General features: G+C 24.4%; 13 protein-coding genes. 7 read left to right on the top strand and 6 right to left on the bottom strand.

The window, feature by feature from the left end; genetic code table 11:
- Positions 1 to 218: 218 nt before the first annotated feature.
- A complete protein-coding gene (gene sohB, locus TGUWTKB_RS02705; RefSeq protein WP_041063329.1) occupies positions 219 to 1205 on the top strand; it encodes a protease SohB in 987 nt (328 codons plus the stop codon).
- A gap of 617 nt (positions 1206 to 1822) precedes the next feature.
- The gene (gene cysB, locus TGUWTKB_RS02700; protein ID WP_041063328.1) at positions 1823 to 2800 is read left to right on the top strand and encodes an HTH-type transcriptional regulator CysB; all 978 of its coding nucleotides are present in this window, start codon (positions 1823 to 1825) and stop codon (positions 2798 to 2800) included.
- Positions 2801 to 2878: 78 nt separating this feature from the next.
- Here the strand turns inward: cysB and ribA are convergent, their stop codons facing one another.
- Positions 2879 to 3469: a GTP cyclohydrolase II gene (gene ribA / locus TGUWTKB_RS02695; RefSeq protein WP_041063327.1), complete on the bottom strand. Its 591-nt coding sequence runs from the start codon at positions 3467 to 3469 to the stop codon at positions 2879 to 2881.
- Between the two features lie 244 nt (positions 3470 to 3713).
- Here ribA and TGUWTKB_RS02685 point away from each other — a divergent pair, with 244 nt between their 5' ends.
- The 5 genes from TGUWTKB_RS02685 (at position 3714) to dxs (ending at position 9654) form a co-directional block, all read left to right on the top strand.
- On the top strand, positions 3714 to 4358 hold the full coding sequence (locus TGUWTKB_RS02685; protein WP_082018171.1) for a phosphatase PAP2 family protein: 645 nt from the start codon (positions 3714 to 3716) through the stop codon (positions 4356 to 4358).
- A gap of 335 nt (positions 4359 to 4693) precedes the next feature.
- Positions 4694 to 5422 (top strand): orotidine-5'-phosphate decarboxylase, encoded by a 729-nt coding sequence (pyrF, locus tag TGUWTKB_RS02680; RefSeq protein WP_041063324.1) that lies wholly within the window; start codon positions 4694 to 4696, stop codon positions 5420 to 5422.
- Between the two features lie 66 nt (positions 5423 to 5488).
- Positions 5489 to 6847, top strand: coding sequence for an MFS transporter (locus tag TGUWTKB_RS02675; protein ID WP_041063323.1), 1359 nt, complete (start codon positions 5489 to 5491; stop codon positions 6845 to 6847).
- A gap of 46 nt (positions 6848 to 6893) precedes the next feature.
- The gene (gene ispA, locus TGUWTKB_RS02670) at positions 6894 to 7769 is read left to right on the top strand and encodes a (2E,6E)-farnesyl diphosphate synthase (RefSeq protein WP_041063322.1); all 876 of its coding nucleotides are present in this window, start codon (positions 6894 to 6896) and stop codon (positions 7767 to 7769) included.
- A 19-nt stretch (positions 7770 to 7788) separates the two neighbouring features.
- Complete coding sequence (dxs, locus tag TGUWTKB_RS02665; protein ID WP_041063321.1) at positions 7789 to 9654, top strand: 1-deoxy-D-xylulose-5-phosphate synthase; 1866 nt, start codon at positions 7789 to 7791, stop codon at positions 9652 to 9654.
- Positions 9655 to 9667: 13 nt separating this feature from the next.
- Here the strand turns inward: dxs and nusB are convergent, their stop codons facing one another.
- The 5 genes from nusB to secD form a co-directional block, all read right to left on the bottom strand.
- Entirely contained in the window at positions 9668 to 10096 is a 429-nt protein-coding gene (nusB, locus tag TGUWTKB_RS02660; protein WP_041063320.1) for a transcription antitermination factor NusB, read from the bottom strand.
- Positions 10097 to 10122: 26 nt separating this feature from the next.
- Complete coding sequence (gene ribH / locus TGUWTKB_RS02655; protein WP_041063319.1) at positions 10123 to 10596, bottom strand: 6,7-dimethyl-8-ribityllumazine synthase; 474 nt, start codon at positions 10594 to 10596, stop codon at positions 10123 to 10125.
- A gap of 21 nt (positions 10597 to 10617) precedes the next feature.
- Positions 10618 to 11736 carry a bifunctional diaminohydroxyphosphoribosylaminopyrimidine deaminase/5-amino-6-(5-phosphoribosylamino)uracil reductase RibD gene (gene ribD, locus TGUWTKB_RS02650; RefSeq protein WP_041063318.1) on the bottom strand — a complete coding sequence of 373 codons (1119 nt, stop codon included), beginning with the start codon at positions 11734 to 11736 and terminating at the stop codon, positions 10618 to 10620.
- A gap of 79 nt (positions 11737 to 11815) precedes the next feature.
- Positions 11816 to 12736 carry a protein translocase subunit SecF gene (secF, locus tag TGUWTKB_RS02645; protein WP_041063317.1) on the bottom strand — a complete coding sequence of 307 codons (921 nt, stop codon included), beginning with the start codon at positions 12734 to 12736 and terminating at the stop codon, positions 11816 to 11818.
- A gap of 11 nt (positions 12737 to 12747) precedes the next feature.
- Positions 12748 to 14583, bottom strand: a complete 1836-nt coding sequence (gene secD / locus TGUWTKB_RS02640; protein WP_041063316.1) for a protein translocase subunit SecD — start codon at positions 14581 to 14583, stop codon at positions 12748 to 12750.
- Positions 14584 to 14592: the final 9 nt, after the last annotated feature.

Raw genomic sequence — 14592 nt, 5'->3', positions numbered from 1 at the left:
TGCTTATTCAATATAATAAAGATTCATATTAAGCTTTTAATTGATATTTAATATAATTTAGTTAACGCATATGTTAAATATATTTTTCATAAAATATATTTATTTAATTACATAATAAAAATTTTATTTTTTTGTATAAAACACATTATGAATATAATATGATATTGTTTTTGTAGTTATTAAATACATTTATTTTTAATATCAAAAAGGTTTTTTCAATGAATTTTTTTTCTTATTATGGATTATTTCTTGCAAAAACTATGACTATAGTTATAGCAATTTTATTTATATTAACTCTGATTATTTATGCTAAAAGTCGTAAACGTAAAAAAAGTGATACTTTACAAATAATCCAATTGAATAAAGAATATCAAAAAATAAAAGAATCGTTATTACTTTCAAAATTAGAAATCTATGAAAAAAAAATTTTTTTGAAAAAAATAAAAAAAGAAACAAAAAAAAACAAAAAAATCTTACAAAAAACACCAAAACCAACACTTTATGTTTTAGATTTTCGAGGAGGTATAAACGCAGAAGAAGTAGAATCTTTACGCAAAGAAATTTCGGCTATATTATCAGTTTTTCAAAAAAATGATCAAGTTTTGTTGAGATTAGAAAGTTCAGGTGGGGTGGTACATGGTTATGGATTAGCAGCCTCACAACTCCAAAGATTGCGTGATAATAAACTACATTTAATAATTACTGTTGATAAAATTGCTGCAAGTGGTGGATACTTAATGGCCTGTGTCGCAAATAATTTAATAGCTGCTCCTTTTGCTATTATTGGTTCAATTGGTGTTGTCGCTCAAATTCCTAACTTTCACCGATTCTTAAAAAGAAATAACATTGACATTGAATTACATACGGCTGGTGAATATAAAAGAACATTAACGATGTTTGGAGAGAATACTGATTCTAATCGAAAAAAGTTTGTTGAAAATTTAGAACAAACACACCAGCTATTTAAAAATTTTGTTTATAAAATGCGTCCTCAATTAAATATGGAAGAGGTAGCAACAGGTGAATATTGGTTCGGAAAACAAGCTTTTGAAAAAGGTCTAGTAGATTCATTAAAAACTAGCGATGATGTTATTTTAAGTAAACTATCTGATTTTAATATTATTAAAATTCGTTATTTTAAAAGAAAGAGAATGATTGATCGTTTTATTTATAACATTGAAAAGTGTTATAAATATTTTATATGAAATAAAAAAAAAATAGCAATTTTTTAGAAAAAAATTAATTTTTGATTGAAAGAATATTATTTTTCATTTTTGTTAAAATATTTAAAAGTTTTTAACTTTATATAACTAGTTTAATTAAATTTTTACAAATTTTGTTAATAAAATTTAATAAATTTGTATTTTATATTTTTATTATATAATAATTTAATTAAATTAGTTTAAAGTAATTTAAGTAGTTTATAAAAAAAATTATTAATTTTACAAAACTTTTAAAACATATTCTAAAAAACAGTTTTTATAAATAAAGTCTATATAATTTTAAATCAAATGAAGTAACATATATTAAATTTTTTTAATATTTTTAAATAAAAATATTAAATTTTTGATATGTTTAGGGAAAATAAATATATATTAAAAATGAAAATATATATAAGATATATAAATAGTTATAAATTTAAAAACTGACTTTTTTATTAGTATAGTATTTAGAAAAATAAATTTTAATAAAAAAACAACATTTATATAAATCTTTGTTAATTTATTTAGTATTACTAATTAATTTAATTAATAATTTGACTATTAAATTTATGTATATTATAAAATAAAATGAATATTTTAGCCTTCTAAGGTAAATAATTATGAAATTGCAGCAATTGCGCTATATTGTCGAAGTAGTTAATCATAATTTAAATGTATCTTCTACAGCAGAAGGCCTATATACTTCACAACCAGGTATTAGTAAGCAGATTCGTATGTTAGAAGATGAGCTTGGAGTGCAAATTTTTTCTCGTAGTGGAAAACATCTGACTAAGATTACAGTAGTTGGCAAAGAAATTATTCATATTGCTCGAGAAATATTATCTAAAGTTGATGGTATAAAAGCAATTTCTAGTGAATATACTTGGCCAGATAAAGGTATCTTATCAATTGCTACAACACACACTCAAGCTCGATATGCTCTTCCTGATGTTATTAAAAACTTTGTTAAACGTTATCCTCAAGTTTCATTACATATTAATCAAGGATCTCCTGCACAAATTATTGAAGCAGTATCTAAAGGTAACGCAGACTTTTTTATTGCTACTGAATCAATTTATAATCATAATGATTTAATCATGTTACCTTGTTATTCTTGGAATAAAATAATTATTGTTAAACAAGATAATCCTTTATCGGGAAAAAACAATATATCTCTTGAAGCACTTGCTAAGTTTCCATTAGTAATTTGTACGTTTGGTCTTAACAATGAACATTCTGAATTAGATTTAATTTTTAATCGTGCAGGATTAACTCCTAAAATTGTATTTACTGCAACTGATGCAGATATTATTAAGACATATGTTCGTCTTGGATTAGGAGTTGGAATAATAGCTGATATGGCTTTTGATCCAGTTTATGATAAAGATTTAGTACGTATTGAAAGTATTAACATATTTGATAGTAGCACTATAAAAATAGGATTTCGTAGAAACAAGTTTTTACGTGGTTATATGTATGATTTCATTCAACGATTTGCTTCTCATTTAACACGAAAAGTTGTAGATACTGCTATTTCTTATCGATCTAATGAAGAAATTGAAGAAATGTTTAAAACAATTAAATTACCTTTAAAATAAGAACAAAAGTTCTTTCACGCAAATAACTACTATGTTAAAAATTTTCATTTTTATAATAATACATTTGAAAATAAAAACTTATGATGGTAACAAATGACCCATTTTTATAGCTTTAGTATCAAGATAACGAGAATTTTTAGAATTGCGTCCTACAATTAATGGAACACGTTCAATAACATTGATTCCTGCTTCAAGTAATATTTCAACTTTTTGTGGGTTATTAGTGAGTAAACGAATTTCATTTATTCCTAAAAGTTTAAACATATCAGCACATACTGTAAAATCACGTTCATCAGTAGCAAAACCTAACTGATGATTAGCTTCAACAGTATCGTATCCTTGATCTTGTAGAGCATAAGCACGAATTTTATTTAATAATCCTATATTACGTCCTTCTTGCCGATGATAAAGAAGTACACCACTTCCTTCATCGGCAATAGCTGTTAAAGCCGCTTCTAATTGGAAGCCACAGTCACAACGTAAACTAAATAATGCATCTCCTGTTAAACATTCAGAATGAATACGGGCTAACACTGGACGATTTTCGCTAACATCATTATAGATTAATGCAACATGACCATGTCCTGTTGTAAATTCTTCAAAACCTAAAATTAAAAATTCTCCCCATGGGGTCGGTAATTTAGCTTGTGTTACTTGTTTAATTTGCATGATAATTTCCACAGTTTTTTATAAAATTAAACAAACATTTATTATTATAGCAATAATAATGTATATTAATAATTTATCTAAATTAATTGGATAAAGAGGAGATCCATAAAACACGAAAATTACTTTACGAAATACATAAAAAAATCATTAGAATAAAGGAAAAAAAAATTTTGAAAACAATTCAACGTCTTACTTTCAATTCTTTTTTACTTCTAATTATTCCAACAATTTTTTGGTTATCTGGATGGCAATGGAAGTTAAATATAAATCAAATTATATTAATAACATTTTTTTTTTAACTGAAATAACATCCTTAAAAATTCTTTTTTTTATGCATCTAATTTTTAGTGTGTTAATTGTATATTTTTTACGTTTTTCTATCAAGCGTGCAATACTCATTATAGTAGTTATAAATTTAACAATTTTTATTGGGCAATATATTAAATATTGGATTAAAAATACAGTTAAAGAACCTAGACCTTATACATTTTGGATCAAAGAAAAACAAAATTTTATAAAAAAAAATAAATTTTTAGAAAAAAAAACTATTAACATTAAAAATAAGATATCTATTTTTGATAAAAAATTACCTTATTGGTTAAAACATCAATCAATGTTAAAGAACGATTTTTCTTTTCCTTCTGGACATGCTATTTTTTCTACAATTTGGTTTTTATTTTTTATAGAATTATTTTCAAAGAAAAAATACATTAAAACTATAATTTATTTATTCTGTTGGACAAACACCATTATCATTAGTCGAATTTTACTTGGTATGCATTGGCCATGGGATGTTATTGTATCTATTATAATAGCTTTTTTATTAGTTCTAATAGCTATAAAACTAATAATGTTTATTGATAACAAATTTTTGTTAAAAGAAGACTGAAAACAAAAATATTAATTATATTTTATAAAATATATATATTACTTTTAATAGTAATTATTTTTATGTCGTAATATTAGATAACTGAACTAGTTATATAACCATTTTTCATATTTAATAATTCGACATAATATATACTTTTATTTTTATAAAAACTATAATAATTTTAAACTATTAGAGTTTCTTTGTTTTTAAAAAAAAACAAAAATTTATTTAAAAAAAATAACTTTCGTAAAAATTTTAAATTTTGTTCAAAATATATAAACATTTCATACAAAATTAATCTAAAATATTATTTATTAATATTTTATTAAATTTTTTGATTATGACTTTAAAAAATGTTTACTACAACAATAAATAATTCTTCTCCTATATTAATTGCACTAGATTATTCTAATTTAAACGAAATGTTAGATTTTGTAGATAAAATTGATCCACAATATTGTCGATTAAAAATAGGAAAAGAAGTTTTTACACGTTTTGGACCTTCATTAATAAAAAATCTTCAAAAAAAAGGATTTCAAATTTTTCTTGATTTAAAATTTCATGATATTCCAAATACTGTTGCTCGAGCAGTTACAGCTGCTGCAGAATTAGGCATATGGATGGTTAATATACACGCAATAGGAGGGATAAATATGATGATTTCAGCATCAAAAGCTATCATGAAATTCGGAAAGGATGCTCCTTTATTAACTGCAGTAACAATATTAACTAGTATTAGTCAGAATGATTTAAAATTTATTGGAATTCAATTATCATTAGATCAATATGTTAAAAAACTTGCAGTTTTAGCACAGGAATGTGGTTTAAATGGCATAATTTGCTCTGCAAATCAAGTAAAAAGTTTGAAAAAAGATTTAGGTAAAAATTTTAAGATAGTAGTACCAGGTATACGTTTATCAGGTGATCAAAAAAATGATCATTGTTATGTTACAACTCCTTTAGAAGCTAAAAATATAGGTGTAGATTATATGGTTATAGGAAGATCAATTACAAATTCAAAAAATCCTTTTGATGTTCTTCAAAAAATATTGTTTGAATTAAACATTATAAAAGAATTATAAAGATCTTTAATGTTTGTTTTATTGTAAACGAAATAAAAAATATCCTTAATATATAAGTATAAAAAAATGACATATAAAGAATTACGTTCGATATGGGGGCTATGTTTACTTCTTTCATTAAGAATGTTAGGTATGTTTATGTTATTACCAATTTTAACAACTTATGGATTATTATTACCTCATTCAAATAAATTTTTAGTAGGTTTAGCAATTGGAATATATGGTTTTACACAAGCAATTTTTCAAATTCCTTTTGGTTTATTATCTGATAAAATAGGAAGAAAACCTATAATTATAATAGGTTTATTAATTTTGACTTTTGGCAGTATAATAGGATTTTTATCTAAATCAATATGTGGAGTTATTATTGCAAGAGCTTTACAGGGATCAGGAGCAATATCATCAGTTTCTATTGCATTATTATCTGATTTAGTCAGTGAACAAAATTATACTAAATCAATGATATTTTTAGGTATAAGTTTTGGAATAAATTTTATTATTGCAATGATTTTAGGTCCGATTTTAGCTTCTATTTTAGGTTTAAACGGGATCTTTTTTTTAATTATAATTTTTTCCGTTTTAGGAATATTAATAACAATTTTTCTCATTCCAAATACTAAAATTTATACTTTTAATCGCAATACTATAATTGTAAAAAAGAGCTTACTTTCTGTCTTTTTTAATAAAGATTTGTTAAAAATTAATATCAGTATTTTTTTATTACACATGTTTCTTGTTTCAAATTTTATTGCATTACCTATACAATTAGAATTATTTAATTTTCCAAATAGTAGACATTGGCAAGTTTATTTTGTAACAATAATTGTTAGTTTTTTTCTGATGTTTCCTTTATTAACGTATGCTGAAAAAAAACAAAAAATTAAAAAGATTTTTGTTTTTGGAGTAATTTTAATTACTTTATCAGAAATAATTTTATGGAAACTTAATCAAAATTTTTGGATAATAATTATAGGTATACAACTGTTTTTTTTATCATTTAACCTCATAGAGGTTATTTTACCTTCTTTAATTACAAAAGAATCTCCTGTTGGATATAAAGGTACTTCAATGGGTATATATACAACTAGTCAATTTTTAGGAAGTGCCATGGGAGGAAGTATAGGTGGATTTTTGTTTCAACATTTTGATTTCAAAACAGTTTTTTTATTTAATATAATTTTTGGGTTTTTATGGATACTGTTAAGCTTAAAAATTCATGAACCTCCTACTTGTAAAAATTTTCGTATTTTTTTTAAAGATTTAGTTAATAATGAAGAAATAGTTAAAAAAAGACTGAAAAAATCTCCGGGTATATTATCATATTTTATTGATTTAAAAGAAAATTATATTTATATTAAAGCAAACACTAATATAACAAATGAAAAAAAAACTAAAAAAACAATTTTGAAAAATTTAAAAAACTAAAAAACATAAATATTTTTATAGATATAATTTTAAATGAGAATCATTAATGAATTTTAATAACTTTTTTGTAATATATAAAAAACGCATTAATCAAGCATTAAAAAATTTTCTTGCTCCTTTTTTTTCTAAAAAAAATATTTTATCACATGCTATTAAAAATCAACTATTTCCTGGAGGTAAACGTATTCGGCCTTTATTAGTATACGCTATAGGAGAAATGTTAAAAGTTAAAATACATAATTTAGATATTCCAGCAGCAGCAATTGAATGTATGCATACTTACTCTTTAATTCATGACGATCTTCCTTCCATGGATAATGATAAATTTAGACGTGGAAAATTAACTTGTCATGCAAAATACGGTGAAAATATAGCAATACTTGCTGGTAATTGCTTACAATCTCTAAGTTTTTCTATTTTATCTGATCAATCCATGCCTGATGTTAATAATAAATGTAGAATTGCTATGATATCTGAACTATCAAAAGCAAGCGGAATAAAAGGTATGTGTAACGGTCAAGCTTATGATTTATTTTTAAAAAAAAAAAAAATTACTATATCTGATTTAGAAAAAATTTATTTTTATAAAACAGGAGCTCTGATTCATGCAGCAATTAATATAGGTATGTTATCTGCAGAAGAAAAAAGATATCATGTTATGCCATTATTAAAAACCTATGCACATTCTATCAGTCTAGCTTTTCAACTAGTTGATGATATTTTAGATAAAGACCAAGATACATTTGGAACAAAAAAAAATAAGATTACGTATCCTAAACTTGTTGGTATTAAAAAAACTTATCAAAAAATAAGAATACTTCATGAAACAGCTCTTGAAACTTTAGAGAAACTTTCATCTCAATCATTTAATACAAATTTATTGAAAAATATTGTAAATTTTATTGTTATGCGTAAAAAATAATTTTAAAAATGAGTAATTTATGAAATTATTAGAAAATAAAGAACACACTTTTCTATCGAAAATTGATAATGTTGAACAGTTAAGATTACTTAAAAAAAAAGATCTACCATTTTTATGTGAAGATTTACGTAATTATTTATTAGAAACTGTTAGCATATCAAGCGGACATCTTGCATCTGGTTTAGGAGTAGTAGAACTAACCGTAGCTATTCATTTTTTTTATAATACACCGTTTGATTTGTTGATTTGGGATGTTGGTCACCAAGCTTACCCACATAAAATTTTAACGGGAAGAAAAAAACAGATCAAGACTATTCGTCAAAGAAAAGGATTACATCCTTTTCCATGTAGAGAAGAAAGTAAATTTGATGTTGCTAGTGTAGGACATTCCTCTACATCGCTTAGTATAGGATTAGGATTATCTATCATATCATCACTTGAAAAAATAAAAAGACATACCATTTGTGTAATTGGTGATGGCGCTCTTACTTCTGGAATAGCTTTTGAAGCACTTAACCATATAGGAGATATTCAATCCAATATATTAATTATACTTAATGACAATAATATGTCTATTTCAAAAAATGTAGGAGCAATTAATAATACGTTATTACAAAATTTTTTTCATATTAAACATTCAACTTTTGAAAAAAAATTCGTGAATTTGTCACATACTCAAAAAAATTATAATAATGTCATAAAAGCTCTAAAAAAAGATTTTGTCCCAAGTATTCTTTTTAAAGAATTAGGATTTAATTATATTGGCCCAGTTGATGGTCATAATGTCATAGAGTTAATCAAGATATTTAAAAATATATCTGAAATGCAAGGTCCACAATTTTTACATATTTTAACTAAAAAAGGTAAAGGTTATGCTCCTGCAGAAAATGATCCAATTGCTTGGCATGCAGTTCCAAAATTCTGTTTAAACAAAGATATTCTTCCTAAGAAATTTCAAAATACATCAAATTATTCACAAATTTTTGGTGATTGGTTATGCGAAATAGCAAGTATAGATTCTAAATTAATGGCTATTACTCCAGCTATGTCTGAAGGATCAGGCATGGTAAAATTTTCTCATCATTATCCAAGACAATACTTTGATGTAGCTATTGCTGAACAACATGCTGTAACTCTCGCAGCAGGTATGGCTATAGGAGGATATAAACCTATTGTTGCTATATATTCAACTTTTTTACAACGTGCTTATGATCAAGTAATACATGATGTTGCTATACAAAAACTCCCAGTTTTATTTGCAATTGATCGTAGTGGAATTGTAGGAGAAGATGGTCGAACACATCAAGGAGCGTTTGATATTGCTTTTTTAAGATGTATTCCGAATATGATCATTATGACTCCTAGTGATGAGAACGAATTACGTAGTATGTTATACACTGGTTATAAATATAAACAAGGACCTTGTGCAGTACGATATCCCCGTCGTGCTATTGCTGGAAATTTTTTACAACCCTTTACAAAACTACCTATAGGAAAAGGATTATTAAAAAGGAAAGGAAAAAAAATTGCTTTTTTAAATTTTGGAATGCTTCTCAAAGAAGTTTCTGTAGTCGCTGAATTAATGAATTCTACGCTAATTGATATGAGATTTGTAAAACCTTTAGATCAATCGTTAATAATAGATTTAACATATACTCACGAATTTTTAGTGACTGTAGAAGAAGGAACAATATGCGGTGGAGCAGGTAGTGGAGTAAACGAATTAATCATGAAAAACCGTAAGTTGGTTTCTGTATTAAATTTAGGAATACCAGATGAGTTTATTCCTCATGGTAATCAAAAAGAAATTCTTTGTGAATATGGATTAAACGCAAAAGGAATTAGGAAAACAGTACATGAGTGGATAAAATCTAATAAAAAATAAAAAATTTTGTTTTTTAATATTGATTACTATTTCTTATTTTAGCTTTTTGGACCGCTTTGTCTAAAACTCCATTAATAAATTTATGACTATCTTTTGCACCAAAAATTTTTGCTAATTCAATTCCTTCATTAATAGCAACTTTATATGGAATATCATTTCTTTTAAACAATTCATAAAAAGCAATGCGTAAAATAGCTTTTTCTATTTGATCAAGTTTATATAAATTTCTTGATAAATAAGGAATCATTAGCTGGTCAACATATTTGATATTTTTATATACACCTATAATTAAATCTTTACAATATTTTAAATCAACATTTTTAATGTCTTTATTCTTTAAAAATTGATTTTCAATATCATAAATATCGTTTTTAGAAATTTGCCATGAATACAGTGCTTGTAAAGCATATTCTCTAGCACGACGTCTTGCACTATATTTCATATAATCTCTCCATATTTCTATATTTATTAGTTTTTAACTATGTTAATAAGATTAATCATTTCTAATACCGTCATTGCTGCCTCATATCCTTTATTACCAAATTTTCCACCTGAACGATCTAGAGCTTGTTGCATATTTTTAGTAATTAGTATTCCAAAACCAATTGGTATTTCTCTTTTTTGCATAATTTCTATAATACTAGAACTGACACTACTAGCAATATGCTTAAAATGATCAGTTTCACCTTTAATAATTGTTCCTAAAGCAATAACGGCTGAAAAATTACTATTATATTTTAATAATATATTTAAAACTAAAGGTAACTCATAAGAGCCTGGTACCCAGATAATTGTAATATTTTCATCTTTTATTTGACCTATTTTTTGTAATGCATGAATAGCTCCCTCTAACAAGTTATTATTTATATGTTTATTGAATTTTGATACAATAATTGCAATCTTTGAATCAGAATTATATAAATCAGCATGGATAGTTTTCATAATAGCAACCTTATATTAAATTTAAATATTTTTTTTTGGTGTTAATATTAAACGTAAATCATTTCCTAATACTTGAATATCAGTAAATTTATATTCTAATGCTTCAGATAATTTATGTAACTTAGGAATATAAAATAATTCCTTATTTTCATGACCAAAAATTTTAGGTGACATATATAAAATTATTTCATCTGCTAATTTTTGTTTAATTAAAGCACCTGCTAGTTTTGGTCCAGATTCTACTAAAATTTTATTTATTTGTTTTTTTCCTAATATTAGAAACATTTTTAACAAATCAATATTTTCATTCTTTGTTGGAACAAGAATTTGTTTTATTTTCTTTAAAGAAAGAAATTCTCGTTTAATATTTTTTCTTATAAACCAAATATTATTAGACGATTGATTTATTATTTTATATTGTGATGTTACTTTATTTTTGCTATCAATAATGATAATGATAGGTTGACGAACATCTTCTTTTTTTAAAATCACTTTTGTGTTCGTATCCAATTCATTCCATCTCACATTAAGAGATGGATTATCTATCATCACAGTTGCACTGCTACTAAGAATAGCCGAACTTTGTGCTCTAAATTTTTGAACATCACTTCTTGAAAATGAATCTGTAATCCAACATTTTTTTTCTGATAATAAAGAAGTTCTACCATCAATAGATGATGCCATCTTTATTTGTATCCAAGGAAAACCTGTTTTCATTCTTTTAAAAAAACCACAATTGATTTTTTTAGCTTCGTTAGCCATAGTACCAACTTTAGTTTGAATGCCATGTTTTTGAAGATAAGTTAAGCTTTTTCCAGATACTAAAGGATTTGGATCTTTAGTAGCAATAACTACACGATTAATACCACTTTTTATTAACTCTATACAACATGGGGGGGTTTTTCCAAAATGATTGCAAGGTTCAAGTGTAATGTATGCTGTAGCATTTAATGAATTTTTTCCAGCATTTATTAAAGCATATATTTCTGCATGCATATCACCTGCTTTTCTATGCCATCCCTCTCCTACAATATGATTATTTTTTACAATTACACAACCGACATTAGGATTAGGATCTGTTGTAAAAATACCGCGATATGCTAATTGTAAAGCACGATTCATATAAAAATCGTCCATTATAATATATCCTTAAATATAAATAACATGAGTATTAATTTTAATACCAATTATTTTATATGATTAACATGTTTTATTTATTTTATTTTGTTAAAATTTTATTATTGATACCAAATACTAACGCTAAAGCAGAAGTGATATAAAAAGATGAAAGGGTTCCTATCGAAACACCAATTAACATTGTTAAAGAAAAACTTTTCAAAAATTCTCCTCCAAAAATAGCAAGTATTATAATGGCGATTAAAATTATTGCGGCAGTCATAAGAGTTCTTTTTAAAGTTTGTGTTAATGATAAATTTATTATTTCATAAGAACTAATATTTTTAATTTTATTAAAATTTTCTCTAATACGATCAGAAGAAACAATGCTGTCATTTAAAGAATAACCAATAACTGATATTAGTGACGCAATACTTGTTAAATTTATTTCAATAGAAAATAATGATAAAAATCCAATAGTAATAATTATATCATGTATTAATGCTATAATTGTACTTAATGCTAATCTCCATTCAAAGCGAAAAGTAACGTATATAAAAATAGAAAATAAAGCAGCAAAAAAAGCTGTTATTCCCTTTAAAAATAAATCTGCACCTGCACCAGGACCAATCGATTCAGTTCGAGTAATAATGACTTTTTGTTTTTTTTGTAAATAAATATTATTTAGTATATTTTTAATAGTCAATGTATCATCAGCATTTTTATTTAAATAAAATTGTATTTTTATATTAAGATCACTGTCAAATTTTTGTAAGTTTACTTTATAAAGTCCAGATTTTTGTAATGATTTTTTCAAAATAGTTAAATTTATTGGTTTTTCTAATTGAATTTCAACAATTTTTCCTCCAGTAAAATCAATTCCTAGATTAAAATTTTTATTATAAATTACAAGAATAGAAATAATACATAAAATTACCGAAACAAAAAAAGCAAAATAATTCCAACGCATAAAATCATAAATTTTTGTTTTTTGTTCTGTTTTACTAGTTAATAGTACATTCATGAAAATTTTTCCTAAATGGAAAGTTTTTTAATATTCTTGTGACCATATAATAAATTAACTATTCCACGAGTTATAAAAATTGATGAAAACATTGAAGTAAAAATACCAATTGCAGTGGTAATTGCAAATCCTTTAATTGCACCAGTACCAAAGATATAAAGAACTATTGTAGTTATTAATGTACTAAAATTAGCATCTAATATACTAGATAATGCATTTTTATATCCATAAAAAATAGATAATTGTATTGAATTATTATTAATTAATTCTTCTTTAATTCTTTCATTAATTAATACATTAGCATCTACTGCTATAGCAATAGTTAGTACTATACCAGCTATACCAGGCATAGTTAATGTAATATTAGGAATTAATGACATAAGTCCTGTAATTAAGATTAAGTTAATAAATAAAGAAAATACTGCAATAAGACCAAATTTTTTATAAAAAATAATCATAAAACAACTAGCAGCAATTACACTCCATATACATGATTTAATTCCTTGAGTGATATTTTTTTTACCCATAATTGGTCCAATTATACGTTCTTCAAGTATTCGTAATGGAGCAATCAGAGCACCTGAACGTAATAATAACGATAACTGACGTGCTTCATCAATATTTTTAATTCCACTAATACGAAAATTATTGTTCAATACTGATTGAATTTTTGCGATATTAATTATTTCTTCCTTTTTTTGAAGGACTTTATCTCCATGAATGTCTTTTTTTCCTGTTTCATAATATTCAATTAAAAGAGTAGCTATTAACTTTCCAATGTTTTTTTTACTAAAATTAAACATAAGATTACCACCTTGATCATCAAGCATAATATCTACTTGAGGTTTATTATATTCATCAATGCTAACATTTGAATTAATAATATGGTTACCTGATAATATTACATTTTTTTTTAATAAATATTTTTGACCGTCTCTTGTACTTTTTACTTCTAACGTTTTTTCATAATCTTGACTATATTTTAGAATATCTGTTTCAACTACATGTAACTCTATCATAGCAGTAAGACTAATAATTTCTTTTGCGTGTGTAGCATCTTGTATGCCTGGAATTTCAACAACAATTTTGTCAAAACCTTGTTGATAAATTAAAATTTCTGATAATCCTAATTGATTTAAACGATTACGAAGAATACCGATATTTTTTTTTGTTATTTCTATAATAGTTTTATGAACAAATTCATCTTTCATTTGTACATAAATGTTTTTTTTAAAAACTGAAATAAAAAAATTTTTATTTAGCAATTGAAGATTTTTTAATAATTTTTTGCTATCTTTTTCATCATATAAATAAATTTTTATTTTTTTATTTGATATTTTTTCTATTTTTTTATAATGAATTTTGTTTAAATTAATAGTTTTTTTTATTAATTTAATATTATTATTCTGTATGTTAATAAAATTTTTATCTACATCTGATTGCATTAAAAAATAAATTCCACCTCTTAAATCTAAACCAAGTTTCATAGGATGAGCTCCAATTTTCTGCATCCATTTTGGGGTAGAAGGATATAAATTTAAGGCAACTAAATAATTTTTTCCTAGCTTTTTTTTTAAAATATTATAAAAATTTAATTGTGTTTCTGTATTTTTAAAAAATATAAAAAAACTTTTATTATCTAATATCAGTTTTTGAGCTGAAATTTTTTCTTTTTTTAAAACATTATGTATTTGATTTAAAGTATTTTTAGTAAACGGTTTATAGTGAGTTAAAGTAATTTGAATAGCTGGACTTTCTCCATAAATGTTTGGTAAAGCATATAAAGAACCTATAATTATGATAATAATAAATAAACAATATTTCCAAAAAGGATAACGATTTGACACAAAAATTCC

This window comes from Candidatus Tachikawaea gelatinosa, from assembly GCF_000828815.1.
Lineage (GTDB): Bacteria > Pseudomonadota > Gammaproteobacteria > Enterobacterales > Enterobacteriaceae > Tachikawaea > Tachikawaea gelatinosa.
This window is presented reverse-complemented; position numbering and strand designations above follow the sequence as displayed.